The organism is Haloplanus sp. GDY1 (genome assembly GCF_023703775.1).
GTDB lineage: Archaea > Halobacteriota > Halobacteria > Halobacteriales > Haloferacaceae > Haloplanus > Haloplanus halophilus.
Genome location: NZ_CP098515.1, coordinates 18,023 through 44,312 on the forward strand (window position 1 = coordinate 18,023; position 26,290 = coordinate 44,312).

The window sequence follows — 26,290 nt, forward strand, 5'->3', positions numbered from 1 at the left end:
GACCTCTTCGCTCCCTTGTGGCCGATAAATCGTCGGCGCGAAATTACCTCATTATTCTCCGAGTGTAAGCCGGGAGTCTGAGCTTACTGCCTTCTGTCCGAAGGGCTTTTTAGTATGAATAAGATATGAATATGTATGAGTAAGGGCGAACGCCGGAAGATCGGGGAGCGAGGCCAAGTGACGATTCCCAAAGAGCTCCGAGAACGGTTCGGAATTAAGGGAGGAGATGACGTCGTGATCCACGAAGAGGCGGGGAAGCTCGTTATCGAACGACCGGTCACTCGTGAGGAGTTGGCTGAGGGGTACCGTCAGCGTGCCCAACGAACCAGCGAGCTCGCTGACGAACTGGAGGGCGTCTCGACGGAGGCTAATGACCACCTAGGCGATGCCCCAGAGTGGTAGCATATGGCTCTGTCTGTCCGCCGAGGGGATATCGTTATCGTCGAACTCGATCCGACACAGGGTTCCGAACAGCGGGGAACGCGACCGTGTCTCGTCGTGCAGAACGATATCGGGAATGCAAACGCACCGACAACGATCGTTGTTCCGTTCACCACCTCGTTCGGCGAGCAGCTCTACCCGTTCGAAGTACTCGTCCCAGCCGAGGAGTGTGCGCTTCGGGAAGACTCAGTCGCGCTCTGTAGCCAGATTCGAACAATCTCTATCGAGCACCGCATCACCGAGAACCTCGGCTCGATTCCGCAAGAGCGGATAGACGAGGTCGATACCGCACTCGAATACAGTCTCGGTCTCACCGAAATTTGAGAGCGATTGGCGAACCGGTTCGAGCGTTCCAACGTCACAGGAAATCGTCGAGCGTCTCGTAGGTGTCTTCAGGATACTGATTCGGTTCCGCAACTGCCCACACCTCGTTTTTCACCGCGGCCTTCGGCGCGGCGCCGTCCTCGATGTGCTCACAGACGATCACGAGGTTCCGGGTCGACAGCGTCGGCCAGTTCTCGTTCTGGCGAGTCTGGTGGGCGAACTGAACGACCTTCCGGAGCGTCCCACGGTCAACGACGCGGGAGCCACCGTTGACCTGCGCGTCTAGCGTGTCGAGTTCGATCTCGACGTCTTGGATGTAGGGCTGTTCGAACGCGCGGAACCGCCCCCGAGTGGCGGAGTTCATCGGTTCGGAGTCGCGGTACTCCCGGGTGGGCGGATTCATCGTGATCACGATCCGCGCCGACGGATGGGGCTCGACCAGCTCGCCATGTGCCTTCACCAGCAACTTTCCCTCGTTGAGCAGGCGATGGAGCGCCATCGCAGCACCGGCTCGCATCACCGGGAACTCGTTAAGCACCAAGACCGACCCGTTCAGGAGTGCCTGCTTGGCGGGCCCGTTCCGTGGGACGATCAGGCCGTCCTCGGTGGGCGTCAGCGGCCCAAACAGGTCCTCCGTGTGGGTCGCCTCGTCACAATCGATCGAGACATAGCCGCGGTTTGTCTCGTGGCAGAGGTACTTGATCAGGTAGTTCTTTCCCGAGCCGCGCGGCCCGACGAGGCGGACGGGAACCAGCCCTCGGGCGAGTTTCTTCGCGAGCAGTTCGTCAAGAGGAAGCTGGAGTCGCGGTTCGACCGGGACCGCCGGCAGGACGACGTGCCCGGTATCGTCGACGGGGAGCGCGTCGTCGCCGGCGTCGGGGTGTGTCGCGGCCTTTGGCACGTCCGGGTGGTCCGGATCGTCGAGAACGTGCAGGCCGGTCCCCACGGGGTCGTCGGCGTTGCGACCGACGGCACTGACGTACTGCGCCTCGAGGGAGTCGGGATCGGTTTCCGCAGTTCGGTAGACCGGTTCGCCCACGGCGATGTCGGTGGTCGCGAGGTCGACCACCCGGGCCACACCACGGTCTGTCTCGGCGTCGAGCCGACGCGCGTATCGCCCGGCGGCGGCAGTCGCAAGGTGAGTCCCGACGGGGACGTGCTGGGGTGCCTCCTGGAGGATGGCCGCTGCGCGGCTCTGGGTGAGCGTCCCGGTCAGCCCGGTGAGGTCGTCAGCCCCAGCATTAGCAAGGGAACTGAACGTCTCGTAGCCCGCGTCACGCAACGCCTGGTCGATGCTCTCGGTGACGACGCTGATGACGGTGAAGTCTGGCGTGTCCGCCCCAGTCCCGAAGGCCGCGACGATAATGTCGGGTTCGGGTTCCTGCGGGCTAACCCCGGTGATCGTTCTCGTTCCACCCGCACCTCGCTCCAGCGTGTAGATTCCGGCGTCGGCACCCTCGTCGATGAGGTCAGCGGCGGCCTGCTCGCCGATGTCGACGTAGTCGCTCACCCGGAGGGTGACTCGTTCGAGGGGGATCTGGCCGCCTTCGCGCTGAAGGAGTCGCTGTACGAGGTGGCTCAAGACGGCCTGTTCGTCGGGCTGGCTGTCCGCGTCGTCGGTAGTAGTGGATGACATGGTACGTTCTGGAGAGGCCGAGTCGAGGCGCACTGACCGCCATCCTCGGTGCCTCCGTCGCTCGATTGCAAGAGCGAAATCGGTGCGTGTCACTCCCTGAGATAGCTTAATATCTCAGGCTGAATCACTCAATCTCCGACAAAATGGATGTGCTGCATACAGAGCGTCTCTTCAGCACGCAGTCGTCATCCCGCACACCGACTATCTTATCCACAGCTCACTTTTTCCATTCATCCTCCCAGCGACCGAGACGCATCGGTGCCAGCTTCTCATCATCAAGATTTTCATCCTTCACTCGTTCCTCCTGCTGGATCGCTAAGGACAGGTAGATGAGAGCAGAGCGAGCCTTCCGCAGGCTCCTGAGAGATAATTCCTCGAAGTCACTCCGATATAGTGAAATAGCTAAGTCGTCGCGAAGTCTCGATTCGGCATCAGGACCGATCCACATCGGTTCGTGGAGTTTCAAGTAGCCGTGCTCAAGCTCGTTCCGAGTATCTCTGAGTTCCTTTGCTCCGGGATCCATTGAGGATTCGACGTACATCTCGCTGAAGAACTCGAGGTCCTTACTCAACCAGAATAATCCTCGAAGTGCCCAGTTCTCATGTCCATCGAATGCAGGTGCTAGCTTGTTCCGCCCCTGGGATTTGTACCAGACGTTCCCGATGTTGAGTTTGTGCGAGGGAATGTGAGAGAGGTCGAAGTAGTACTGAATGAAGGAGGCGATTTTATCGAAGAGCGAGTAGGCCATCCGCATGGCAATCCGCACTTTCTCTGCGTTGAACGAGTAGACAGGGTAGTCGAGCGTGTTCTCTAAGCGGACATCCTTATCTGAGAAGTGGGGTTCATGATTGTAGAGACCTTCATAGAGGAGGTATCGTGCCGATACATACTCCTGTTTCATTTGGTTGTAGAATCCGACGCAGGAGACAATTTTGCTGCTCTCTTCGCCGGAGACTGAGCCAAGATGTAGGATGTCTTGTGCAGCGATTGAGTTCGCTCCGAGATCATTGAGTGGATTCAGAAACAGGGTTTGTTCTAAGCACCACTGACGGTACTCCTTTTCCTCGTCAGAATCACCCAATGAGTACTCCTCAAACTCCATTTCTTCGTCAAGGACGCCGGGTTTGAACTGGTCGGCATATGTTGCTGAACGCCCTCAAAGTACTCCTTCATCCGTGGGAAGAGGCCGTCAGCTGCTACTGCCTCGTCTAATTGCTCATGCGCAGCGCGGAGAAAGGTGGCTGCATGTCCGTTGTCGTAGTGTGCTCGGGCATAGCTGTGGAAACCGATGCCTTTCTGACCTTTTGCCTGTGCGAAGGCGGGATCAATTTCTAGCGCGTGATCCCAGCAGCGGATAGCCTCAACTACACGGCCAACCTCGGAGAGGGCGTTTCCAAGGTTCGTGTAGGTTTTACAGGCTTCGATATCTCTAATCTCCGCGATTCCGTCTGGGTCGAGGGCCATTCTGAAGTGGTAGATCTCTTGCTCCAAGTCGTCGTTTTCCCACCACCATGATCCGTTATCAACTGCGTTGAGTCGTCTGAGATGGGAAAATGCGTTACCGAGATTGTAGTGGATACGGGACCTGTGCCCTGGTGGTAGGTCGCGATCCAGTAGTTCTTCAGCGAGATTTATTGCGTGGTTGATCCCGTCTTTTTTGCCTGTGTCCCCTGAGGCGTCTACGAGCAGTCCAATTATATTGAGCGCAGGTTCGTCGGCGAAGTCGTCAATAGAGTCGATTGAAAAGAGTTTCTTGTAGACTCCATCAGGGTCTGCCACTATTTGTTCATTCAGTTCGAGGAGGGTTTCATTCGGGTCATCGCCAAGCGGATTGTCAGTCATAGATTCTGGTGGTTCCAGCTATGGGACGCGATTCTGTCCACATGATGAATACTTCGGATATCATCATAATATTCGGTGCCATGTTCCTGAAGATAGAAACGTTCGTGGGAGAAGTCGATTGCAGGAATGGACCTGAACGATTAGCGCGCTGTATGCAGCAGGACTGCTGAAACCTATCACCGAATGAGGCTTTCAACAGAGCCGATTGCTCAAATCAGGTGTCGTCCAGCTGCTGCTGGACCTGGTCGTGGAGGCGCTGAGCCTCCCGGTCCGAGAGAGCGGCCTCGGTATCGACGTCGATGCCCGGGATCTCGACGATGTCCTCGAGGGTGTCGCTCAACGTCTGTTGGCCCTCTGCGAGGACCCGTTCGGCTGCGTCTTCGACCTGCCTGTCGTGCTCCTGCATGGCCAGTTGGATCATCATCGCCGGCGTCCGAAGCAATTCGCCAGCCACATCGAGATACTCTTGGTAATTTTTGTTGGTAATACGATTTCTTTATGACTCGCTTGGAGAAGGTCGAGGCTGCACAACTTAGCGCTCTCATACATTCTGATCATCAGTGGTCTCTGTACGGTCGAGGACTGGTATAACGCGTAATTCGCCGAATCCCAGCCGTGAGTGAGAACCGACCCGTGTGAGCCCGTTTCGGGCCGTCTCGATCGGTCTGTCACCGAGATATCAATTGTTACAAATACGATCTCTTTATTCAGTCTGCGGCGTGATTTTTTCGTGCCGATTCTCCCGTCACACATGAGTTATTTCATTCGGTGACCTTCGGATTTTTCTCTGAATCCTGACACTGATTCGAGCAGGGTTCGACGGGCTTCACTCGGAGCTCTCCAAAGCCGTACTTCGAGTGACTGCCGACCCGGAGAATACCGCTCTTCGCGGTCTCTACCGGGCGGTCGTCCTCGTAGGCGACCACCTGCCCGTGGTCTACCGTCTGAAGATTGTACACCTCGCGTTGCATCAGCACCTTCTCCTCGCGTTCACGGAGATTGCGGCGGTCCTCCTTCCACCACCACGGCACGTCCTGATCGTGAGCGTTCGGGTACTCTGACTCCAGCACGAACGGCGTCACGAGCTCGACGAGGTACGTCTCCGCGTCTTCGAGCCGCGAGTAGTCCAGTTCGTCGAGGCTAACCATCTGCGTGTCCTTCAACTCGACCTCGCCGTAGCCATAGTTGCGCTTGCCGCCGAACTGGAGGCCCTCCAGCACGTCCTCGCCGAGCGGAAGTACCGTCGGGTCATTGGCGTGGAGGTAGGCGTGGACGTACCACTTCGTCGTCTGCTGCTGTTTTCGCTGGTCTTCCCGGCGGCCCATGATGGTCTCGTGAGCGAGCGTCGGATGGCCGCCGTGGACGCGGAGATCGTGCGTGTTCAGCGCATCCCGTGCGCGGGTATCCAGCAACCACGGATGTAGCGCCTCCCGCTGGAGGAACAGATCGTCGTAGGCCTCGACCTCGGGTAGGCCGCTCCCGAGGTACGGGCGAATGCCTGACTGCGTGTGTTCCTCGGGGAATGCCCCGAACTGGCCGGGGACGAAGACGCCGTGACTGGCCGACACTGCCGCGTGGGTTTCGGGATCGAGGTGGTGACCGAGAGCGTGCAGGATGGCGTTCCCCGAGACGTAGTACGGATGGCCGATGTAGTCCATCCGTAGCTCCCACAGGACTTGCTGAATCTCCGTCATCGGTCGGGCCTCCATTCAGCGTAGTCTTCGACGTACTGGAGCGCCGTACTCCACGACTGCATCCGCCGAAGGTTAGCATCGAGCGTCATATCGTACTTATGATGGTCGGTATCGAGCGGGTGCGCAGTCAGGCGATTCCACGCCGACGCCCACGACCGCCACGGACGACTCCCGAGGCGGGCCGATGGTCGATCACCGTCCTCGGCGTCGATCCGGAACGCGAAACGATCGCCGTCGAAGACAGTGCGGAACGGGACGACCTCGCCCGGCGGATCGACGATGAGCCGGAGGTCGGCGAACTCGTTCCCGTCGAGGTAGTTGTCCAGCAGCGCCGCCACGAGCAGCGTGTGGTACTTCAGCGAGGTGTACGGGTGATACACCGACTCATTGAACGCGGCGGCCACGTCGGACGTCAGCCACCGTTCGTGGACCATCTGCGCGTCCTCGACGCCGATGAGATCCGCCACCTCGCTTTCGATGGTCGCCCGCGAGAACTCGCCGGGATCGTAAGCAGTCTCGCCGGTCAGCAGCGAGAGGCGGTAGTGGTCGTTGTGGGTCGGGACGGTCTGCTCTTGTTTGTGTTGAGGCCGTGAGAGCGCCGCTGCATCGCTGTCAGCACCTTCAGGAACCGACTGGTTCACCGGGACACCAGCGAACTCCTCGCTGGCGTCTTCATGACTCTCGCCGGTGAACTTGTGAGCATCGTGCCGGAAGGCGATGAGCATCACGTCGCTCATACGTCTACCACGCGCTCTGCAAGCGCCTCTTGGAACGCCGGGAGGTACTCTTGTTCCCACGTCTCGTCCTTCTCTTTCATCTTCTGCGTCTTACCCTTGCCTCGGTCGAAGACGCGGCGAAACTCGTGTTCCTCGTAGAGTGGATTCACGAGGTTGCAGTCCACGATCCCACCGCCGAAGTTCCGAGCGCCGCCGAGCTGGTGCATGAAGTCTGTCTGATGGGCATCTAGGAAGTCGATGGTCTCGACGAGCAGTGCGACGAACTCGGGCTTGGGCTCTCGGAAGGAGAGGTGCCAGCAGCCGTCGAGGTTCCCGACAGCGTCCAGTTCGGCGTTCCTGAGAGGCTCTCGGTTGTCTTCTTCGTTCCGGGAGACGACGTCCCGATTGATTCGGCGGTAGTGGCCTTCGGCCTGTCCGCGCGTGTAGTCCACGCTGGAGCGGACCGGCGAGAACTGAATCGGGCGGCGCATCACCTTACCGGGACGGTTCCCGAAGCCGCCGAAGAGGTCGAGAATCACGCACCCGTCGTCGCCATCTTCGTCGAGACAGGCCCCTTTCTCGTGGTAGCCCGCGTTGAGGTCGCGGTCGTAGATGTCGTCTTTCCGGAAGTTCGCATTGGCCTCTCCAGGGTGGCACACGGTTTCGCCGTGGTTCTGGACGACCCGTTCCATGCCGTGGCGAAGCCACCCCGATAGCGAGAACGACGGGATGATCCCACCGATCTGGTTCTGTGGGTCCTTCGGGTCGTAGTTCCCGTTCGAGGCGTGGTGCCGGTCGGTCAGGATGCTGTCCCCGATGACCAGCAAATCCGAGCGGAGACGAACGAAGAACTCCGGACCAATCTCATCAAGCGCCACGGAGGTCCTCCGGTGGCTCGGTCTCGGGCGGAACGGCCCACTCCCTTGGAACGTAACCACGTCGTTCGATGCACTTAGCGTGTGATCGCAACAGGCCAATCAGTACGAGCTCTGGAACGCCTGTGCACGCCTGAATGGCGAGCCAGCATCTCAGCTCTCGATCAGCACGGTCGATACGGCGTCTGTTCTGGTTCATTTCGGTGGGTTCGGGTGTCCCGTTATCGTATATAAGGGTCGAGAACCGGACGGAGAGACGTTCACCTCACCAAATCACTCCCTCCGTGTACTCGATCGAGTATCGCCTCACTACACTGCCCAGAGAGGGCGAGTCCCCGACCAGGCGCGATCCGTGTCGATTATTCGCGGTACCCCGCCGGTCGCGACTACTCTCTCTCCATCCCATTGGTACTGATAAACTGTGTTCGCGGACGCCGCACCTCCTGTTTATTGAAGGGCGAACTTTCCGAGTGTGTGGGATTTCACCTCTAAGGCCCTACCTCTGTGAGCGTGCGCTGAATCCGGTCGGTGAGTCGCTGTGCCTGCTGATCCGTCAGCGCCCTCTCCGCGTCGACCTCGATGCCCGGAATCTCGACAATGTCTTCCAGCGCATCCGATAGCGTCTGCTGTCCATCCGGAAGGACGCGATCACGCTGGTCCTTGACCTGCCGATCGTGTTCCTGCACCGCGAGTTGGATCATCATCGCTGGCTTCTGGAGGAGTTCCCCGGCGGTCTCAATATACTCTTGATAGGTGTTCGAGGCCCACGACCCGGTGTACTCATCCAACAGCGCAATCAGCAACGACAGCTGGAGGTTGAACACCGTCGGTCGGGACGTGGGAACGGCGAGGCTGGTCGCCCGTTCAGCCGCGACAGTGGCATACGTGTCGGCAATACCCCAATATCGGTAGCAGTCGGTAGCCGAGAACGGAAGCACCTCGAAATCGTAGGTGATCGCACGGGCTCGCCGGAGTGTTTCGTCGACATCGACCAGTCGCGTCTCGACGTCGTCGTAGATCGACGCCCACCACTCGCTGATGGGCACCCGGTCGTTCGCGCGCTCGTGATCGGCGTTGGTCGCCTGTCCGTAGTGCCGGCGAGTGTACCGCTGGCCCGTATCCGGAACGACTGTTTCGCTATCCGGGAAGTACAGGATCGGCTTCGCCCACAGCGTCTGCGTTCCCCGGAAGTCGTACCCCGTCTCGAAGCCGCCGTACACGACCAGATCATCATCTGAATCCGGCGCTTCGGCCTCCCGAACGCGACCAGCCCCGAGGGCATCGATATCGTCCTCCTCGTCGTCGATGTCGACTACCTCCTCAGGCGGGCAGACGACCTGCCTGAGGCTGGGACAGACGACGAACAGCTTGAGCATCCCGCCCCAGTCGCGGTAGCTCAGCCAGCCGAATGTCCCGGTTTCACCCCGTCCCCGGAGTGCAGTGATGATTGGCTGGTAGGCTTCTTGCGGATTGATGATCGAGTAGCGGTTGGAGGCGATCTGCCAGCGGAACCGAACGTCATAGCCCAGCGCACACAGCGCCTTCCGTCGCCGGTCGACGATGTCCTGGTGATCGTCGACGGGGACGATCGGCTCGGCGTCGGTCTGTGCGGCCAGTTCGTCCAGCGAGCGTCCGGCCGTCCGTTCGAGTGCATCCGTATCGAGTCCGTGAGCCGACTCGATAGCGGTGATGTCGACGGTGCCGTCGGTTTCAACGAATTCATTGGTCGCCCAGAGTTCCCCGGAACTGGCTCGTGGCAGCACCGCGACGGCCTGCTCAAGTGCCGTCACGCTGTCGTCTCCACACCAGGCGTCCGGTGAACGCTCGTCGTTTCCGGGGACCGCCTCCGCGTCGCCGTCGGTGAGTCCGGCGAACCGAAGCGTGTATTCTTCGGCGATGAGTGCCGGCACGTGGGCGTGGTCGGCTGCTGGAGTGCCGTCGTTCGTCGAGTCGGTGCTCCGTTCGTGTCGCTGCGTGTGCTGGTCAGTAGCCATGTTTGAGTTTGGGTGAAGAGCGTTCGGCGCCACGGGCGCCAGCCGAGACGGTTACTCGACTGCTCTCGAACTCTTCACTCCCTTGTCTGTGAGAAATTCGCGTAACGCCTGACCAGCCAACCACCTCTGGGTGAGGTCCGTGACGCGAACTATCTACTGTAGATTGTCTGGAATCAGTACCGCTGAAAGCTACTGGCTCGGCTGTCCCGAAGGGGTCTGCTGGTCGTCATCACAACGGGGGATGTACTCCTCGCCGCCGAACCACCGGATGAAGACGCCACGGCGAGAGCGGAGACGCTCGGCAGTCGTCTCGCCGATCTGATCACGGTCAGTAAGCGTGGTCGCGTACAATACCCACCCGGCGAGTTCGCCCATCGTCTCGAAGTCGTCGGCCAGCGCTCGCTTCGCAGCCGCCGCGGTGAGACCGAGATGGGTCCCGATCCACTGTTTCGAGACCGGTTCGTCAGCTGGGTCGAGCGACCCGGAGCGAATTTCCTGTAGCCGACGCAGGTTACCCCGGCGGTTCCCCTTCTTCCACAGGACGTCGTCGTATCGGCGGGCGAGCGCGATCTCTTCGGCGTCGCTCAGCCCGTCGATGTCGGCTGTCTCGATGTCGACGTCCGACGGTGACGGTGCTGTGTTCTCCGGGTACTCCCGGTGGGCGAACTTCGTCCGAAGGCCGTCCGCCTTGAGGTCCTGCGACCGGACTGTCCAGGTGTCGACGGTCAATTCCCGTTTCATGAAGTTCGTCGCGAAGAGATGTTGACCTCCACTATCCCCCGGCTGGGACAGCTTCCCCTGCGGGTGAGCGATTACTCCAGAGGTAACTCACAGGTTCGTGCGCTGTTCGTTGGGGTTTCTGCCGGGGCGTCTGTGGTCGAACGCCACTGATGATTGTCCCACTGGAACCGCACGGGCCGGGCCATCGGCCTGACTGCTCCGCTCGCTTGTTCGGCGAGGATGTTTCGAGCACCGACGAGGTCGGCGTGCCCACGGAACTGACACCGCTGGCAATAAAACGAGTCGCCGTCCCGGACGGTGTTCTCACGAACTCCGCACCGCGGGCATCGCTGGCTCGTCCACGCTTCGGAGACTTCCCGAACGTCGATCCCGTACTCCTCGCTGACACACGAGAGCCGGTCGGTGAACCGGCGGTGCGCCCAAAACGAGTGCGTCTTTTGATTTACTTTGACACACCAGTGATCCATGACGATATCCGTGAGGTCACCTACGAAGACGGTCGCCACGCCTTCGGCGTGGAGTCGCTTGACGAGCGTGCGAACGAGGACATCCTGAGCGTGGTTGCGCTGGCGGGTGCGTTTGCGATACAGCCGTTTGATCCGCCGGCTGGAGCGACGCCCTTCAGGAAGTTTCCCAGCGAGGGCCGCGATATGCTCTGTGATGGCTCGATACTGATCAAAGAGCGGTCGTCCCTCGAAGAGATACTGTGACCCACCGCTCGTCGAGCAGGCGACCAGGTTGTTCGCGCCAATATCCACAGCGGCTTCTGTTTCACCCAGTGACGTCTCCAGGGCGGACTGATTAACGGCGACTGATTGGTACGCCCGGTACTGCTTTGCGACCTCATCATAGTTGATCACCAGACGTCCCCGCGTGCCTTTCCACCGTGGAACCCCGCGAACCGGCAGTCGTAGCCGTTCGCGGTACCTGAGACCGAACTCCTCTTTCAATTTCTGGCCGATTAGGAGGTCGATCCGAGAACGAGACCCCCACTCGATAGTGTATGTATCGTTCCGCAGATAGACCCGGAGATCACGCCCATCGTCCTGATTCCCCCAGTACCCCGGCGGACTTGTCGAGTGGTCTTTTCGACGCTCGAAGAACGACCGCCACGCCTCGTCGTTCACGCGCCGTACCGTCTGGACCGTCGCGGCACCGAGGCGGCTCTTATACCGGTCCCCACAGTCCGACCCCTCCCAGACGGGATCACCCGCGAAGAGCCGTTGGCGGCGTTCGTACGTCAACTCGTTCCAGAAGCTCGCTGACGCATCCAGCAACCGTCGGAGACACTCCTCGTCGTCGAGGTCTGGTGCGATCACAAACGTATTCGTGCGTCTCATGATTCAGCCACCTGCACCCTCTTGGGTTCGATAAATCGCTGGAGCGTCCCTCCGGACGGCGTGTTCACCCTCGTCCCCCGATGTGGAGGCCACTGGTTGGCTCATTCTGAGTCACAGTCGTGACAGACGATACGCTCGGGAAGCCCGACTCGGCCACAGACGGGACACTCGACCAACGGGGTCGGTGGCAGATTCTCCCACTCGCAGAGTGCGGCCCGGATGTGCTCTCGAACGTCGGGTGAATCTGCCCGGGTAAGCGCCTGTGCGAGGTGCATTCGGAGCCGTTCACGGGCCGTCATTCACCCTCCGGGCGGCCGTGCTAAGCCGTGATCTGTACTCTTCTGGAAATCGATGGCCCCGTCTCGACACTAGATCGGCCTGCTGTGGGACGTCTCGGTACATCGCAGGGCGGTCTGAAGCGACATCGTATTTAACGATAGAGTCGGATGCGCCGACTACTGACCGGCGTTTATCACTACGTATCCGGGAGTCGTCGACGGCGACTTCGAGCCCGAACGTCGGGGCGAGCAGGGCGATTGCCAGCTGGCAGGCACGGTCGTCATCGGCATCCGGCCCCCAGTCGAATCCGCCCGGCGAGACCGGGTAGACGAACAGGTGCTTATCGAGGATGTCGTCGCCGGCGTAGACGAGACAGCCGCCGATGGTTCGCTCGCCGCGGTACCGTCGAGCGCGATGCGTGGATCGTCGATAGTTGGTTGACATCGTTGTGGGTGTGGTGTCGATCGGGTACGGACCCCGTCTGGTTCGAGGCAATCAAGTCTCGATCCGCGGCGCGAGCATCCGGGTGATGGTGCCATCGCCGTCGGCGAGTTCGTAGGAGAGGATTAGTGGGAAGTCCTCGCCGAGTTCGAGCGTTACTGGGGTCCCCGCCGGGATCGTCCGGACGAACTTCTTGCAGTAGTCCAGACTGAACAGTGTGCTCGCGTCCCCGGCAGCGAGGACCTCGATGTCGTCACCGTCGAGTTCGAGCGTGACGGCGTCGGTGTCGCCTTCGGCTTCGATGACGAGTGCATCGGCGCTAGCCTCCATCCGGAATCGAACGTGGTCGGCAACCAGATCGGCCGCTTTCACCCCTCGCTGGAGGGTTTCGCGGTCGACCGTCACCGTTGCGGGCAGGTCGAACTCCGGGAGCGTCGGTTCCGTCCGGATGGTCCTCGAGTCGAGGCAGGCCATCGAGTAGCGCAGTCCATCGACCACGACGATCAGCTTCCCCGATCCCGGGTCGAGGAACAGCTGCACGAGGTCGTCTTTACTGGCGAGGCGGACAGAGTCGGCGAGCCGGTCAAGGTTCAATCCCAGCGTCCCTGGGCTGGCCTCGAAGGATTCGAACGCCGCTGCCTTGAGTTCGAGATCGTCCATCGCGACGTTCGCGGAGTCGACCGCCCGGACAGTCAGGCCGTCCTCGGTGACACGGATTCGGGCCTCGTCGACGAGTGCCCGCAGTGAGGAGAGGGCGGTCTTCAGGTAAGGAGCTTGGATCGTCGCCCGGAACGAGGCCGGTGGCTCGTCGGGAACGCCATCGACAGGAGTTGTTTCCTCAGTCGAATCCTCGCCATCGGGGCTCGCTGTCGATTCGGGGTGGTCGTTCGGCGTGGACTCACCGTCGTCGTCAGCCGGTGTCGGGGGCTCTGTTTCAGGCTGTTCGGGGGTGGGTTCGGGCTCGCGGTCCGGTTCAGTATCTGAATCAGTACTCATAACAGGTGTGCGGGATCAGTCGAGCGAGCCTTGACCAACCGAGTTCAGGCATTCGTTCGATGACCCCTCGCACCTTTGCATTCGCTAAAGAGCAATCTCGAAGCTCTCCGCTACCGCGCTACTGCCAGCCGAGACTTACTCTCGGTGGACGGGTGGCAGCCAGTCGCAGTTCGGACAGAACGCCTCGTACACCCCCAGTATCTCTTCGAGGTCCCAGCTCCCGCTATCGCGGAACAGGACGCCGGCGCGGACGATCGTATGGACATTCCCGTGGCCACACCCTGGGCAGGGTGCTCCCGGCGTCCAGTCAGCCCGTTCAAGATCGAGGAACCGCTCGAGGTCATCGGCTGGGACATCCACCCCTCCCGGCGGCGTCATGCGTCTCCCCGATGGTGTGGGTTGCTCGACTCGTTGAGCACTGACTGGAGTTGTTTCCATCGGGCCCGTAGGGTCACGGGGGTGACCTCGGCGATATCGGCGAGAGATTCCTGGGTTAGCCGTTCGCCATGCTCCAGAGACGCCTGATAGACACAGCCCGCGGCGACGCCCACCGGATTACAGCCGCTTGCAACGCCGCTGCTCGCCAATTGCCTGGCGAGGCCGACGGCCCGCTGTCGAGTCGCCGGCGAGACCTCGAGTTCCGACGTCAGCTTCGGGACGTACTCGTGGTGCTCCATCGGCACTGTCGGCAGGTCCAGTTCTCGATTGAGGACGCCGTAGGCATTCCGGACGCGCTCGTCGCTGACAGCTGCCATCGTTTCAACTTCTGTGAACGTCCGAGGGAGGCCGGCACACCGACAGGCAGCAGAGACACTCGCAGCGGCCACCGCCTCGATCGACCGGCCACGGATGAGATCCTCATGGGCAGCGGTTCGGTACAGCTGACAGGCCTGATCCCGAAGGCTCCGCGGCAGATCGAGTGCGCCGACGATCCGTCGCACCTCCGAGAGACCATGTGCGAGGTTTTGTTCGGCCTTACTGGACCACCGCCCACGCTGGTGCTCACGCCGGAGGCGAGCGATTTGACTCCGTTTCCGGCCTGATAACGTGGAGCCATTGGCGTCGGCCTGATCGAAGCCAATCTCACTCGAAAGTCCGTGGTCGTGGCGGGTCGGCGTCAGCGGTGGCCCGGTTCGCTTGCGCTCGTTGCCCTCCGTCTCGTCGAATGCCCGCCACTCCGGACCGTGGTCGATGGGACGATCCTCGAGGACCAGCCCGCAGTCCTCGCAGGCTGTCTCGATGCTGTTCGTGTGGACGAGGCCGCCGCACTCGGGACAACCGTTGCTGGACCGTTCGATGGAGGGGACGTCCTCGTCGAACGTCCGCTCGTAGACGTGTCGTAGTGACATGGTTCACGCGGAGAGACCGACCTGTCGGTCGACTCCCCGCACTCCATTGGAGATGATAAAATCAGCTCGCAACAGGGGCGTACCTAGAGTAAATCGAACGACGCTGACGCGAGTACTACCGGCACTGTGAGCGCGGACTGGGAGTTACTCAGCGACATCTAGCACTGTCGCCTCCGACAGCTCTCGAATGCGAGACGGTGCAATCGGGAACACCGCCTCGGGCGTGCCAGCCGCCGCCCAGACGGTGTCGAACGCCGTCAGAGTCTCATCGAACAGAACAGGAACCGCAGCATCATGACAGAACGGCGGGACGCCGCCGATTGACCAGCCGATCCGGTCTTTGACCTGTTCGGCGTCAGCCATCGACACCGACTCATCCGGAGTGTCAAAGTGAGCGGCAAGCGTCGACTCGCTCACGTGGTTCGCACCGCTGGTCACGACCACGACCAGACCGTCGTCGACGGACATGACGATACTGCTGGCGATTTGAGCGACTTCGCAGCCGATCGCATCGGCCGCGTCGGCAGCCGTCTTCGTTCCCTCAGGGAACTCGTGGACGTCGATCTCGACACCGTACTGTTCACGAGCTCGATCAACGAAGCGCTCGGCGCTCGGGTGCATAGCCGCGCTGTCGTCACCACAGAGGAAAACCTCACCGGAGCCTTCGCGCGGATTCCTAATCCGGCAGACAACATGACGGGAGAGCAAGAACCGACAAACGTGCTCACAGAGATGCGAGGAAGAAGCCCACGACTTCAGTTGTGGGTCGATGACTCGTGTCTCCGATAGGGGAGCGTCGTCACGTCGAAGGCGTCATAATGCCGGTCGTACGTGAGGATGTGATCAATCTCTAGCTCGGCCATGTGTGACGCGACGATGAAGTCCGTCAGGGATGCATCGAGGTCAGTCCACTCGATGAACGTGTCTGTCGCATCACTGAATACCTCCGGCGTAACTGATTCGAGTTGATAGAGGGCACTCTTATCGAGCGTCGTCAGAAACGTCGCAGCGTTTCGCACCGACGCCTGTTTTTTGAGTCGGGTAGCAGCTTCGTCGACGATGTGATCGTTCACGATCAGTCGTCGATATGGGAGGTTGCCGTCGCGGACAAAATCCATGAATGCACGTGAGACGGAATGCATCTGATCCTGTGGATTGAACAGCGCATAGAGGAACTTCGGGCCACAGACGACCTGATGACGAATCGAACCCGGTCGAAAATGTTCAGGGGTTACCGTCCCAATCGGTGTCTCAACGGGGTCTGCCATCGGAGCTAGGTATTCGAGGAGGGGTCCTCAGCGAGAACGAATGATTCATCCTTGCCGTGCCACTCGTCAACGAGATCGTCTTCCTCTCTGGCGTCTGTCTGTGCTGTCCGTGGGAGCGACGAAGCATCGAGCTCATCGAGAACTGTAAAGGCTGCATCGTTCGGATCGGCCTGTTGCTGGCGTTCGACCCACTCAATCAACGCCTCGTGACTGGCTTCTTTGAGCGACAGTCCGTGTTCCTCAGCGAACGCTCGAAATCGTTCGTACTCCTCTTCATCCAACTCAGTTTGGACGTGTTTGGTATCGTTGCTACTCATTCTGAGCCACCTAATGTTGTGTGGGTGTAGCGTCTCATGAAGCATAAGATGTTCGCATGTATTATCTCATGAAGTGGGTTGACCCCTCGCTCTTCACAGTATATTTTGTGAGGGAACGTCAGTATCAGTTCGAAGGTGCAGATCCGCTGTGGAGACGAGAAATTGAGTGTGGGAATGATGTGGGAATTCCTTCGAAAACAACGGCCTTGGGCTTCTTCTCCAGCGATACACCTAAGCTTCGCTAGTCGGTGTAGAATGTGAGGCTGTACCAGAGCCTCACGAAATGGAATGGAGTATTCCAATGAATAGTAGCAACCAATCCGATAAGAAGTTATCGGGCACGACAGACACGCTGACAGAGCCGAACACGACAGATGCGACCGCTTGCACGCGGCCGACCGACACGCCATTCCAACAGGTCCGGGCCGACCGGACACACGGTGAGCGTGCCGACATCCCAGCAGGTCGCTCCGCACTGGTGCGAACGCTCACGGGATTGCTGCACGCGCTCGTCCAGGACGACAGCGAGTCGTCGACGAGCACCGCGCCCGACGGAACGGCACCCGAGTCGACGGCATACACCGAACGGACCGCCTCCAAAGGCGAGTACGGCTCCCGGACGGAACCCGTCGACGGCGTCTACGGTCACACAGCCGACGGCGATCCGGTGGTTGCCCCGACTGGGCGACTCGCCGCGAGCCGCATCGACGCCAACTGGACGCCCGGCGACACGCTCTACGACCCTGACAGGGCTGGAGACGTCGCCGCAGCGACCGGCACGAACGCCAGCTTCCTGTTCGCCGAACAGTCCGGTGAGCAACGCGCAACGTTCGCGATTGAGTACGACCACACGGCGGGCCCGACGCTCGTCGACCCGAGTGGTGAGCGCATGATCGGTGTTGCGAGTGGCCTCGAACCGAGGACGACCCGGACAGCTCCGGCCACGACGCCGAAGTCTGCCACGAGTCGCCGCAACTCGCCCTGGCCAGCTCGCGCCCGCTCGGAAGCCCACGTCGATGGGATCGATCACGAGTTGCTCGAGACGTTGCCGGCCGCCGAACAGGCGCGCCTGCGCCGTCTCCGTGCGTTCGACATCCCGACCGATCCGACGCCCGAAGATGCGACCGAGGGAATCCCGACGGCCGAGTTGGAGGTGCAGACGCCCGATGGGCGACTCACGCCACTCGGTGAGCTGTTCGCAGAGCCCGAACAGTTTGCGCGGAGTTCACTCGAATCGATCGAGTGTTCCCTTGCCGTCGCAGCCGAGAGACGCCGCGTCACTGACGGAATCCTGACTGCCCAGATCGATCCGGAGATTGCAGCAGGTGACGTCGAACTCGTGGGGCATGCGAAGTGGCTGGCCAATCGGTACGACGAGTACGCCGCGGCCAGGCCATCCAGCGCCAAACTCGCAGCCGCGCGAGCAACGCGCCAAGCCGAGCGCTATCGCACGCGGATTCGACCGCTCACCGAACTCACCGCCGAGCAGCACGACCGAGTCTCCCGAATGGTAGACCGACTGCTGAGCGACGAGTTCGATCGAGTGGTCGAGATACGCAAATCACGGTTGACACTGGCGCTTGCGCTTGCGAACCGCCTCCGTGACGGCGCTGAGCCGACACAAGGCCTACTGAGACAGGCCGATGCCGAGGCGACCGACCCACGGAACGTCCTGACGGTCGGCAACGTTCGGTACACGCCCGTCGACGCAACGCGTGGGCGATTCTCGACCCAGGGGACGATCCTCCGGTTGTTCGAGAACACCCACCCGGCGATCAAGCAGGCTGGTCTGTTGGGCGACGACACTGGCGTGATGAAGTTTGCCGTTTGGGAGAAGAGTGAGTGGGACGAGACGCGACCGATGCCTGACCCGACCGATGACGGCCGGACGCTCATCCGTTCCCACCGCTTCCCCGAGCTGTGCGAAGGTGACGTTGTTCGCTGTGAAGACGTTGTGAAGCGATGGTACGACGGCAACCCGACGTTCGAGACACGCCGAGACAGTACGCTCACGATTATTGAGCGACCGACCGGCGGCCAGAGCAATCGTATGGACGGTGTTCGGTGATGGTGTGACGATGAAGCCGACGACTGGTAGCGATCCGTAGCACGGCGAGTCTCTCTCCGAGACTCAGAACTCTAGACCCCCTTTTCATAGCGCACCACCGAGCTATTCCATCACTGAAGACTGTAGATTCGGACTGCGTCATATCGACCGTGGAGAAGAACTTCAGAACGCGAGATAACCTGATGATGATATAGGCAGCGAGTGTAAACGCGGGCATCAATGGATTCACCCATCCCGTTGTGTCTGTGCACCGCTCGCGTCGAGGACAGAGGCGGAGAATACGTTGTCACGGTTCCAAAACAGGAAGTCGAACTCGGAACACTCGATGCTGGAGAAACCTATCGCGTAGGATTGTATCCCGGCCCGGCGACAGCCTCCGAAACTACGCCCGCAGGAACTCCGAAGACGGCGGAGCACAAGCCCGATCTCGAACGGTCTACGCACAGTGGACCCGACCCGGAGACATCGCAGCCGTCCGATCCAACGTCGTCGGGAAGTACCGATCCGTCGGTTTCGCCCGAAGAGCGTCCTGATCAACCGCCAGTGGCTGAGGGCGAGGAGCGCCGTCTCCAGATTGAGGATGTCGGAGACAAGGGTGACGGAATCGCCAGAGTCGGCCCCGGATACGTCGTGTTTGTCTCCGATACGGAGATCGGTCAGCAACCGTTGGTTCGAATCACGACGGTTCGCGAGAACTTCGCGTTTGCCGAAGTCCTCAAGCAATAGTGCGCCTGTCCACCGTCGTCGGTCATCGCGGCGTCTGAACGAGTCGGAGAGGAGTATCCGGAAGGAGCGGGCCGAGTTCGCGTTGCCCCACGAGCCCGCTTTTCTTTGGGGAACGTGCCTGCACTTCAACGGTGAGGAGCAGACCGACGAGAGCTTCGCCCGAGACGACCGTTGCAACGTTCATCTCGTTCCCACACGCGTTGCAGGGAACCGACTGCACCGAGATATCAGCGTTCCGAATCGGACCATCAGCCTCGGCGACGCGCTTGCCGAGTTCGGCGACGGCGATGTTAATCGCATCTTGTGCAGTAGCAGCCCCGTGAACAATCCACGGGACCGAGAAGGACACTTCGTACCAATCCGTGTTCGATGTGGAAGTCATTGATGGTATGGGGGATGAGCGGCTACGCGTCGGCACTGTTCGGAGGATCGACAGAGCGCTATCGTGAGAGCCAAGCGATCTGAATTCCTTGGAGGGGCTCCATAGATTCCTGAACCCACTGGTCGACGACCGTCCCCACGCGACGAGCGAATATGTACTCATCTACGAGGGCAACGAGACACTACCAGTTGCGAGGGAGTCTCTCTTAGCGCAACGTAGCTGCTTTCCCCGGTCATTGGTGACCGCGAAAGTTGATGGTGGCCTTCAGATTCTCAGCCGAACGCGAAAGATGCGTTAGAGCAATTCCTCTATCGCATCGAGAAACGCTTGAAAATCTTCAGCGCCGGCCTGCTCGGCGATACTTTTCAACGTCCCCGGTGCGAGTTCGTCGTGCAGCGGAACCGACACTGTCCGCTTCTCGCCCGTATTTGGATCCTGATAGCGGAGTTTGACGTGGCTCCCGGTTTGGTCGACTTTTCGGAAACGCCACTTCCCGAGCGCTTTCACGATCTCCTGTCCGGAGTAGGTTCGCCGCGCCACTACCGAGAGAGTGGACTCGGGGCGTTAAAAACACCCGCTGTTAACGTTATAACCACGGTGCCGTCGACGGTTCATCGACGTCTTCGTCCTCGGAGACTGGCCGTTCGTGAAGTTCGAGTGCCTCGGCGAGGTTTGCGAGGGCTTCGGCCCGCGTTTTCCCCTGGCTCGCGACGCCCGTTTCCTCGTCGCGAGCGACGTACCACTCGCCCTCAAGGGTGAGAGAAACCGCGCCAGCATCGTCGGGGTCACGGGCCTGGCTCATACTAACTACATTGTGGCTATTGGTGATATGCCTTCGGGATGGTGCCGATGAACCACGCCGCTGCCCGCAGTACGAGACCATCACTCAGACACGATGAGACAATCTGGGAGACGCGGAGGTAACAGCGTTTTCGGTCTACCGGTCCGGTATCTCGAACGCCCACTAGCGCGGGCTACGGGCTCTCAGCATCCATCCCCAGCTCCGTCATCGCATCGGTGAGGGCGTGCTCAATCTGGCCGAGATCATCGCCGTAGTACTCGGTTGCCGCTGCCGCCTGTGCCGCTCCCCGCTCGAACGCCGCCATCCGCGCCGTCGTGTGTTCGACCGCCTCAGCCAACCACGCCTTGCGGGTCGTTTCGTCGACGGTTGCAATCGTTTCGGGTTCGATGGCCACGTTCACGCGGTCACCCGCCTCGTAGGAGCGAAGCTTCCCGACCACGGCAACGTACGACGGCGTGACCGCCTGCTGGAGGAACTCCATCGCTTCCGGCTGGTATTGCCCCGCGTAGACGAAGACCGACTCAGAGCCGGCGAACACGCGTCCTCGCCAATACTCGGTACTCGACCCGACATCCCTCGTCTCGGTGAGCGCCCCGACGATCAGCACTCGGTTCACCGCGACGCCAGTCGGTGACAGGCTGAGCACTGGCGCTCGCTCCTCGTCGGATTCCTGAAACGTGTGCGTTGAACCGTTGATCTCCTGGGCGAGCATCCGTCGAGCTGGCTGGCGGGCCGTCACCGCAGGTTCAAGCACCTCGTCACTGAGATCCTCCTCGGCGGACCCTTGGGCCACGTCGTCGACGAGGAAGTACTCGCCCACAACCGGTCCAGTGAGTTGATACGGCCGACCGAACACCCGCTCAACGAGTTCGTCGACGACGACACTGGTATCGAGTGCGTCCATCGCCATCGCCTGGGCGTCCGCCATCGACAGCCTCGAAACCGCGGTCGTCGCCTCGGCGTCGAAAACCGCGTTGATCGACCGGTTGCCGTCGTCGACGACGGCCTTGATTCGAAGATCGAACGCACCTTCAACGTCGCCATGCTCGGCACATCGCTCTCCCGAGAGTACCCGGGTACAGTTGGACTCGGGACAGCGCTTGATCAGCCCCGATCCCTCCTGGATAGCCACGATAGCCCCACCTATGGTGACGCCCTCTGCAGCCGTGTTGACCGCCTCCTCGGATGGTTCGACGGCGCTCGCTGAATTGAGACTCACCGAGTAGCGGCCCTGGTACTCGTGGGTGACGGCGTTCTGGAATTGATACGTCTCCCCTTCGACCAGTTCGGGAAGGTTCGCGCTCTCCCACTTGACGAACTTGAGCCGGCCGGACTCATCGCCGAGTAGCCCGACTTGCGCAATCTTCTCGCTCCGGGGCTCCCAGAGTTCGACGACCTCGGCGACGAGGTCGATCCATTGATCAGGTTCTGCAACGTCCCCGAGCATCGCACGCTCGAACTGCGAGCCCGTCGAGTACCCGGCCAGCGTGGCGAGTTCAGCTGGAAGGTCCGATCGCTCGAGCCCGGCGTCGCGCATGACTCCCCGGACAACCGTCCGAACGGCCTCATCCACCGGAACCTGATGGGCGACCAGTTCGTCAAGGCGCTGCTCGATTGCCTGCCGGGTGATCTCTCCTTCGAGTGCTAACCCGTCACTCGGCGATGTCGTAATCGCGTCGAAGTGGGGGGTGATTGTTTCCGCACGGTCCCGCAGCTCGGTCGTGGTGGTCTGCGACATCTCGAAACACTCCTGAGGACGCTCAGAGCACCGCTCGCGATTCCGACGCTGCGTCGGGACCTCGCGCCGTGCTTGGCCTCCTCACTCCCTTGGGATTGGTAAAATCCGGACGGCAGGCTGAACCGATTGGCAGGCAGCTCGTCCTCCCGACCTTACTCGTTGGAGTCAGTAGGTAGGAGACAACGAGAACCTAAATATCATCTGCTCAAATTATCAATCTAACGTGCCGGTTCAATCCGAGAGAGTTCGCACGACGTTGTCGACGGTAAACAGCCGGATGTCGTCGCGCTCTTCAGCAGCTTCCACGACGGATTGCTTGAATCCGTTCCGGCTGAACAGTGCGTACTGATACGCCGGTTCCTGGCCACCCTCAGGAGTCCAGTCCACGAGGGGTACTTCGTTCTCGAGGTGGCTGAGGATATCGTATCCAACTGGGTGTCGGCGGAATTTCGCTTCACCGACCACGAGCGTGTCTCCGTCTGTCGGTGCGACGATATCGATCTCCCGACCGCTCCCATCCCACCAGTTACTTGGCTCCTCCACGAAGCGATACTGATCACCGTACTCGTACAGAATGGTCTGCTGGCACAGCCGTTCGAAGGTACCACTGACGAAGTCCGGAAGTTCCGGTTCGACGAGGTCTGCGTACGCATCGTCGCCGTACACTTCGTACCGAGCCGTTCGACCGTACACGAACCGAAACCAGAACCGGAACAACGGGTCACTCGTCCGGTATCGCCCTTTTCGACTTCGGTCCGGATCGACCGTAGCCGGATAGTGCTGCTCGATGATTCGGAGATCCCGGAGTCGACTGAGGTAGTAGCCAACGCTCCCGCTGGTGATGCCAGCCGACTGTGCAATCTCGTTAGGCGTCCGGTTCCCCTCAGCCATCGACTTCAGCACCGCGAAGTACCGGTCGACCTCGTCGACCTCCCGGTGGAGTACGTTCTCGGGTTCTTCGTGGAGGCTCCCGTCCCGCTGGAGCAGCGTCCGTGTGACGTTCGCTTCGAGTGGTTCGTCGTCACGGACCGCCCTGAGATACTCTGGCGTTCCGCCGAAGATGCCGTAGGTCATCACCTGCTCGGCGGGCTCGTACGCAGGGAAGAACGACAGCGCCGCATCGAAGGGGAGCGGTCCCACATCGATCTGTCCGTTCGGGTCTTTCGCCACTCGACCATAGAGCGGTCCCGAGCCGTCGAGTGCGTACTCGTACATCATTCCGATCGCTGAGCCCGTGAGGACGAACGTCGTCGCCGTCTCCGACGCCGTGTGATCCCAGACCCGCTGGAGAATCGATGGTAGCGCCTCAGTCTGCTCAACGAGATACGGGAACTCGTCGACGACGACAATCGCATCTTCCTCTGCGAGATACCCGAAGAGCGCCTCCCAGTCCTCTCGGATCCGCGTGATACCTGGGTACACAGTTGCGGCATCACTCGCGAACGAGCTGAGTTGCTGTTCGGCGCTCCCTCGTGTCGCTTGGTAGTAGACAGCATCATCTCGGTCCTTGATTGACTCGAGAACGAGCGTGGTCTTTCCCATGCGCCGGCGCCCATATACCACAGCAAGTGATGCGCCCTCCGTCTCGTAGAGCGCTCGCAGCCGATCGAGTTCCCGTTCTCTGTCAACGAATCGCGCCATACCCTGCATTCAATCGGAGGGGTAAAAAGATGTTCCCCTACCTTAGTTGAAGCTAAGATAGTTCAACCTAACCAAATCTATAATATATTAGCTAGAACACAGGTAGCCGCGCTCCGAGAGACATGTCGTACACTATCGACTCCATCCTCGGCGCCCGGATCGTATTGGATAGCTCCGCTCGATTCGCGGCAAGCGACACTAGGCACGTCGTCAGACACACCATCCAGCATCGCGGCCGGCGCGAAACGAACACCGAGGAGTGGAGTTAGCTGGTCGCGCAGTCGGTGGCGTCGAGCATCCGCTCACGAGCGGCTTCGACGTCCGAATATAACTCGAGAGCGTGTTTGATGAAGCGTCGATCCTCCTCAATGAGTTGCCAGTCTTGAACGACATCACGTCGCTCTCGGATCTCCGTACTCGACAAGGAACCATCCGCGAGAGACTGTTCGAGTTCTTCCCACGTCTCGACGTTGTAGGTCTCCTGCCAGGCTTCGATTTTCTTGGCGATGGTGGTCAGTTCGTCTTGTAACTCCTCACGGGTGTGCCCCTCAATGAGCCGACGAAGCTCGTCGAACAACAACCGGGTGTAATCGGGTAGGTACAGCATCGACTCGTCCGCGTCAACCCGACGCAACTGCCCCCGATCGACGAGATCTTCGAGTTCTTGATTCGTGGTACTCCAGGCCGTCTCGGCCTGCTCGCTGATCCAGTTGGTCGATCGGGGTTCACTGAGCGTGAGCGCGACCGAGCGAATCCGCTCTCGAGCGCTCATCGTCCCGGTCCACGACTGGACACCACCAGTGTGATCGTCTGTCATCCGGTTCCCCCCGTCTCCCCGTTCGCCCTACCTGCTCATATATGATTGTACCATCTTGTATAATCAAGATAAGCCACTCCGATGGGTCAGTTAGGTGTATACGCTGGCTCTCGGCTCATAGCCACCGTCGTCGGAGCCAGTCCCTCAGTCGTGACCCGCCATCGTCCTCGGGTGGCGAATCTTCCGCCTCGTGCTCCGATGCGGGTGACCTGGGCGTCTGTTTCGTGGGGCCTATTACGTCTCGGTCATCACTACGCGACTCCTCGATATCGAGGTCCCCTTCAGGCGGGGCAGCAGGCTCGCCCCGTGGGTCGATATCGTCCGTATCGGCCCCGTTCTCAAGTGGATCGTCGGAAAGAGACGCGTCGCTGGACTGGAGATCGAGCGCAATGCGGTACCATCGAAGGCGTGTTTCGAGGTCTGCGATCTGCTCCTCGTAGGCATCAAGCTGCTCCTGTTGTCGCCTAACCTTGGTTGCTAGCCGCTGGGCATCCTCGACCGCGTCCATATCGAGTGGTGGCACTGTACCGTCCGTCGATCCCTCAGTAGAACGGTGCGGACCTGCTCCCGGAGTCGACGGGGAGGGAATGGTTCGTCCAGTCGACCTCTCTGATGTCTTCCGCAGGTCGACCCCATCATCCTCTTTCGGGTCGCTCGCCGGCGGGCTGTAATAGTCGTCGAGTTTGAGGAGGGTTCGAGCGATGCAAACCTCGCCGTACGTGGCCCCGTTCCCGAAGTGACGCCGGTCCCATTTTTCGCGCATCAACCCAGATTCCCGGAACAGTTGGTCCATCCGCTCGGGGTCGCCAGCGGTCCAGAAGGCTAGATAAAAACACAACCCCATGTCTGCCTCCGACTGCGACGGATAGCGGCTATCCCGTCCACGCCACAGCGAATGATTGCCGTCGAGGAGCGCCTGGATAGTCGCCCCGCTCTTCGAGGCCGTCGCGCGCCTGAGCAGTTCCGCGTCCGGGAGGTCCACACCCGGACCCGCAACCTCGTCGATGGTTCGGGGCACGGGATCGGGCATTTCGGCCGGCGACAGTCCATGCAGTGCCGCCTCGAGGGCCGGATCGTCCACCGCTGGCGGGTCCCGGCCGAACTTCCGGCGCAGTCCAGAGTGCGGCCCCACCGGTTGGGCCGACGCCCCGTCCTCACTCGCACCCTGTAGGGTTCCATTCGAGGTCGCCTGGTCCGTCGCCTCGGTCAGCGTGATCGCCTCGTCGTCGCCGGCGGTCTGGACGAACTCGTGATGCACCGCGAGCAGGGCGTCCTGCCGGCGGGCGACCACATCGGGTGTCTCGGAGAGGTGCGCCCCAGTCACGGTGAAAAAGCGATCCCGGTCGTACATCTCGACGTCGCCCCGGCGGTTCCGTCCCGGCGGGAGTTCCCCCTCGACGAGAACGTGGATGCCCGTCCCCGAGGGCGAAACCTCAGTGTAGGAATCGAGGCGGTCGACGATGGCGGCAGCCCACGGCGCCAGTTCCTCGCTGTTGGCGTCGCGACAGTGATCCAAGTCGACACCGACGATCCGCTCCTCTGGGTCGAATACGAAACCCACGCCGTCGGTCCGGGTGGACGACTCGCGATGATACGTCACCGCCGTCTCGAAGCCTCGCCACGTTCCCGGATCGGTGGCACTTGCGAACACCGTCCCGCTCGTCGGGTAGGGTTTGATCGGGACCTTCGTCGGCTTGCCGTCGCGGTCGTCTTCACGCCAGCAAATCCACTGCTCGAGGTCGGCCAACTGCGCGGGGATCGAATCGGTGTCGAGCGTCGGTGTCATAGGAATCCTGAGCGTGGTGGCGATCGGTATCGGATATGTGAGAGATTCGGATTACTGGCTTGCTCGTTACGCCGTTC

General features: G+C 60.7%; 27 protein-coding genes and 1 pseudogene. 4 read left to right on the forward strand and 24 right to left on the reverse strand.

Translation table 11 applies throughout. The features are described 5' to 3' along the window. The first annotated feature begins 135 nt into the window (after positions 1 to 135). Both NBT67_RS16150 and NBT67_RS16155 read left to right on the forward strand, forming a co-directional pair. Positions 136 to 402: an AbrB/MazE/SpoVT family DNA-binding domain-containing protein gene (locus tag NBT67_RS16150; RefSeq protein ID WP_114587450.1), complete on the forward strand. Its 267-nt coding sequence runs from the start codon at positions 136 to 138 to the stop codon at positions 400 to 402. Between the two features lie 3 nt (positions 403 to 405). Next, a complete protein-coding gene (locus tag NBT67_RS16155; RefSeq protein ID WP_251344467.1) occupies positions 406 to 765 on the forward strand; it encodes a type II toxin-antitoxin system PemK/MazF family toxin in 360 nt (119 codons plus the stop codon). Between the two features lie 34 nt (positions 766 to 799). On the opposite strand, the gene NBT67_RS16160 is transcribed toward NBT67_RS16155, so the two are convergent. The 17 genes from NBT67_RS16160 to NBT67_RS16240 form a co-directional block, all read right to left on the reverse strand. Continuing rightward, on the reverse strand, positions 800 to 2,401 hold the full coding sequence (locus tag NBT67_RS16160) for an AAA family ATPase (RefSeq protein ID WP_251344468.1): 1,602 nt from the start codon (positions 2,399 to 2,401) through the stop codon (positions 800 to 802). 217 nt (positions 2,402 to 2,618) lie between these two features. Then, positions 2,619 to 3,503: an LA2681 family HEPN domain-containing protein gene (locus NBT67_RS16165; protein WP_251344469.1), complete on the reverse strand. Its 885-nt coding sequence runs from the start codon at positions 3,501 to 3,503 to the stop codon at positions 2,619 to 2,621. After that, positions 3,437 to 4,243 carry a tetratricopeptide repeat protein gene (locus tag NBT67_RS16170; RefSeq protein ID WP_251344470.1) on the reverse strand — a complete coding sequence of 269 codons (807 nt, stop codon included), beginning with the start codon at positions 4,241 to 4,243 and terminating at the stop codon, positions 3,437 to 3,439. Before NBT67_RS16170 ends, NBT67_RS16165 begins: the two co-directional genes overlap by 67 nt. A gap of 214 nt (positions 4,244 to 4,457) precedes the next feature. Further along, the gene (locus tag NBT67_RS16175; protein ID WP_251344471.1) at positions 4,458 to 4,697 is read right to left on the reverse strand and encodes a hypothetical protein; all 240 of its coding nucleotides are present in this window, start codon (positions 4,695 to 4,697) and stop codon (positions 4,458 to 4,460) included. A 307-nt stretch (positions 4,698 to 5,004) separates the two neighbouring features. Further along, a complete protein-coding gene (locus tag NBT67_RS16180) occupies positions 5,005 to 5,952 on the reverse strand; it encodes a hypothetical protein (RefSeq protein ID WP_251344472.1) in 948 nt (315 codons plus the stop codon). Next, on the reverse strand, positions 5,934 to 6,674 hold the full coding sequence (locus tag NBT67_RS16185) for a DUF8168 family protein (protein WP_251344473.1): 741 nt from the start codon (positions 6,672 to 6,674) through the stop codon (positions 5,934 to 5,936). Before NBT67_RS16185 ends, NBT67_RS16180 begins: the two co-directional genes overlap by 19 nt. After that, positions 6,671 to 7,531: a hypothetical protein gene (locus NBT67_RS16190; protein WP_251344474.1), complete on the reverse strand. Its 861-nt coding sequence runs from the start codon at positions 7,529 to 7,531 to the stop codon at positions 6,671 to 6,673. The genes NBT67_RS16185 and NBT67_RS16190 overlap by 4 nt, the downstream gene beginning before the upstream one ends. A 485-nt stretch (positions 7,532 to 8,016) precedes the next feature. Further along, positions 8,017 to 9,522 (reverse strand): hypothetical protein, encoded by a 1,506-nt coding sequence (locus NBT67_RS16195; protein ID WP_251344475.1) that lies wholly within the window; start codon positions 9,520 to 9,522, stop codon positions 8,017 to 8,019. A 189-nt stretch (positions 9,523 to 9,711) separates the two neighbouring features. Beyond that, on the reverse strand, positions 9,712 to 10,263 hold the full coding sequence (locus tag NBT67_RS16200; RefSeq protein ID WP_251344476.1) for a hypothetical protein: 552 nt from the start codon (positions 10,261 to 10,263) through the stop codon (positions 9,712 to 9,714). Between the two features lie 71 nt (positions 10,264 to 10,334). Next, positions 10,335 to 11,603 (reverse strand): RNA-guided endonuclease InsQ/TnpB family protein, encoded by a 1,269-nt coding sequence (locus tag NBT67_RS16205; RefSeq protein ID WP_251344477.1) that lies wholly within the window; start codon positions 11,601 to 11,603, stop codon positions 10,335 to 10,337. A gap of 285 nt (positions 11,604 to 11,888) precedes the next feature. Next, positions 11,889 to 12,326 carry a DUF6166 domain-containing protein gene (locus NBT67_RS16210; RefSeq protein WP_251344478.1) on the reverse strand — a complete coding sequence of 146 codons (438 nt, stop codon included), beginning with the start codon at positions 12,324 to 12,326 and terminating at the stop codon, positions 11,889 to 11,891. A gap of 51 nt (positions 12,327 to 12,377) precedes the next feature. Continuing rightward, positions 12,378 to 13,103 (reverse strand): DNA polymerase sliding clamp, encoded by a 726-nt coding sequence (locus NBT67_RS16215; RefSeq protein WP_251344524.1) that lies wholly within the window; start codon positions 13,101 to 13,103, stop codon positions 12,378 to 12,380. Between the two features lie 351 nt (positions 13,104 to 13,454). Further along, the gene (locus NBT67_RS16220; protein WP_251344479.1) at positions 13,455 to 13,697 is read right to left on the reverse strand and encodes a hypothetical protein; all 243 of its coding nucleotides are present in this window, start codon (positions 13,695 to 13,697) and stop codon (positions 13,455 to 13,457) included. Continuing rightward, positions 13,694 to 14,668: a transcription initiation factor IIB gene (locus tag NBT67_RS16225; RefSeq protein WP_251344480.1), complete on the reverse strand. Its 975-nt coding sequence runs from the start codon at positions 14,666 to 14,668 to the stop codon at positions 13,694 to 13,696. Before NBT67_RS16225 ends, NBT67_RS16220 begins: the two co-directional genes overlap by 4 nt. Positions 14,669 to 14,812: 144 nt before the next feature. Further along, the gene (locus NBT67_RS16230) at positions 14,813 to 15,289 is read right to left on the reverse strand and encodes a YbaK/EbsC family protein (RefSeq protein WP_251344481.1); all 477 of its coding nucleotides are present in this window, start codon (positions 15,287 to 15,289) and stop codon (positions 14,813 to 14,815) included. Between the two features lie 134 nt (positions 15,290 to 15,423). Then, the gene (locus NBT67_RS16235) at positions 15,424 to 15,741 is read right to left on the reverse strand and encodes a type II toxin-antitoxin system VapC family toxin (protein WP_251344482.1); all 318 of its coding nucleotides are present in this window, start codon (positions 15,739 to 15,741) and stop codon (positions 15,424 to 15,426) included. 200 nt (positions 15,742 to 15,941) lie between these two features. Further along, positions 15,942 to 16,253, reverse strand: a complete 312-nt coding sequence (locus tag NBT67_RS16240; RefSeq protein WP_251344483.1) for a hypothetical protein — start codon at positions 16,251 to 16,253, stop codon at positions 15,942 to 15,944. A gap of 478 nt (positions 16,254 to 16,731) precedes the next feature. Here NBT67_RS16240 and NBT67_RS16245 point away from each other — a divergent pair, with 478 nt between their 5' ends. Next, the gene (locus NBT67_RS16245; RefSeq protein WP_251344484.1) at positions 16,732 to 18,321 is read left to right on the forward strand and encodes a hypothetical protein; all 1,590 of its coding nucleotides are present in this window, start codon (positions 16,732 to 16,734) and stop codon (positions 18,319 to 18,321) included. A 219-nt stretch (positions 18,322 to 18,540) separates the two neighbouring features. Further along, positions 18,541 to 19,047, forward strand: a complete 507-nt coding sequence (locus tag NBT67_RS16250; RefSeq protein ID WP_251344485.1) for a TRAM domain-containing protein — start codon at positions 18,541 to 18,543, stop codon at positions 19,045 to 19,047. A 22-nt stretch (positions 19,048 to 19,069) separates the two neighbouring features. On the opposite strand, the gene NBT67_RS16255 is transcribed toward NBT67_RS16250, so the two are convergent. The 7 genes and pseudogenes from NBT67_RS16255 to NBT67_RS16285 all read right to left on the reverse strand — a co-directional run bounded on the left by NBT67_RS16255 (position 19,070) and on the right by NBT67_RS16285 (position 26,213). Next, on the reverse strand, positions 19,070 to 19,396 hold the full coding sequence (locus NBT67_RS16255) for a DUF555 domain-containing protein (RefSeq protein ID WP_251344486.1): 327 nt from the start codon (positions 19,394 to 19,396) through the stop codon (positions 19,070 to 19,072). Between the two features lie 327 nt (positions 19,397 to 19,723). Beyond that, on the reverse strand, positions 19,724 to 19,969 hold the full coding sequence (locus NBT67_RS16260; RefSeq protein ID WP_251344487.1) for a type II toxin-antitoxin system HicA family toxin: 246 nt from the start codon (positions 19,967 to 19,969) through the stop codon (positions 19,724 to 19,726). Positions 19,970 to 20,015: 46 nt separating this feature from the next. Beyond that, positions 20,016 to 20,231, reverse strand: a complete 216-nt coding sequence (locus NBT67_RS16265) for a type II toxin-antitoxin system HicB family antitoxin (protein WP_251344488.1) — start codon at positions 20,229 to 20,231, stop codon at positions 20,016 to 20,018. A gap of 784 nt (positions 20,232 to 21,015) precedes the next feature. Then, a pseudogene (locus NBT67_RS18200) lies at positions 21,016 to 21,969 on the reverse strand (hypothetical protein); the annotation flags it as partial. Positions 21,970 to 22,200: 231 nt separating this feature from the next. After that, positions 22,201 to 23,610 carry an ATP-binding protein gene (locus NBT67_RS16275; RefSeq protein WP_251344490.1) on the reverse strand — a complete coding sequence of 470 codons (1,410 nt, stop codon included), beginning with the start codon at positions 23,608 to 23,610 and terminating at the stop codon, positions 22,201 to 22,203. 265 nt (positions 23,611 to 23,875) lie between these two features. Next, positions 23,876 to 24,427, reverse strand: coding sequence for a DUF7342 family protein (locus NBT67_RS16280; protein ID WP_251344491.1), 552 nt, complete (start codon positions 24,425 to 24,427; stop codon positions 23,876 to 23,878). Positions 24,428 to 24,542: 115 nt separating this feature from the next. Continuing rightward, complete coding sequence (locus NBT67_RS16285; protein WP_251344492.1) at positions 24,543 to 26,213, reverse strand: phage NrS-1 polymerase family protein; 1,671 nt, start codon at positions 26,211 to 26,213, stop codon at positions 24,543 to 24,545. Positions 26,214 to 26,290 lie beyond the last annotated feature (77 nt).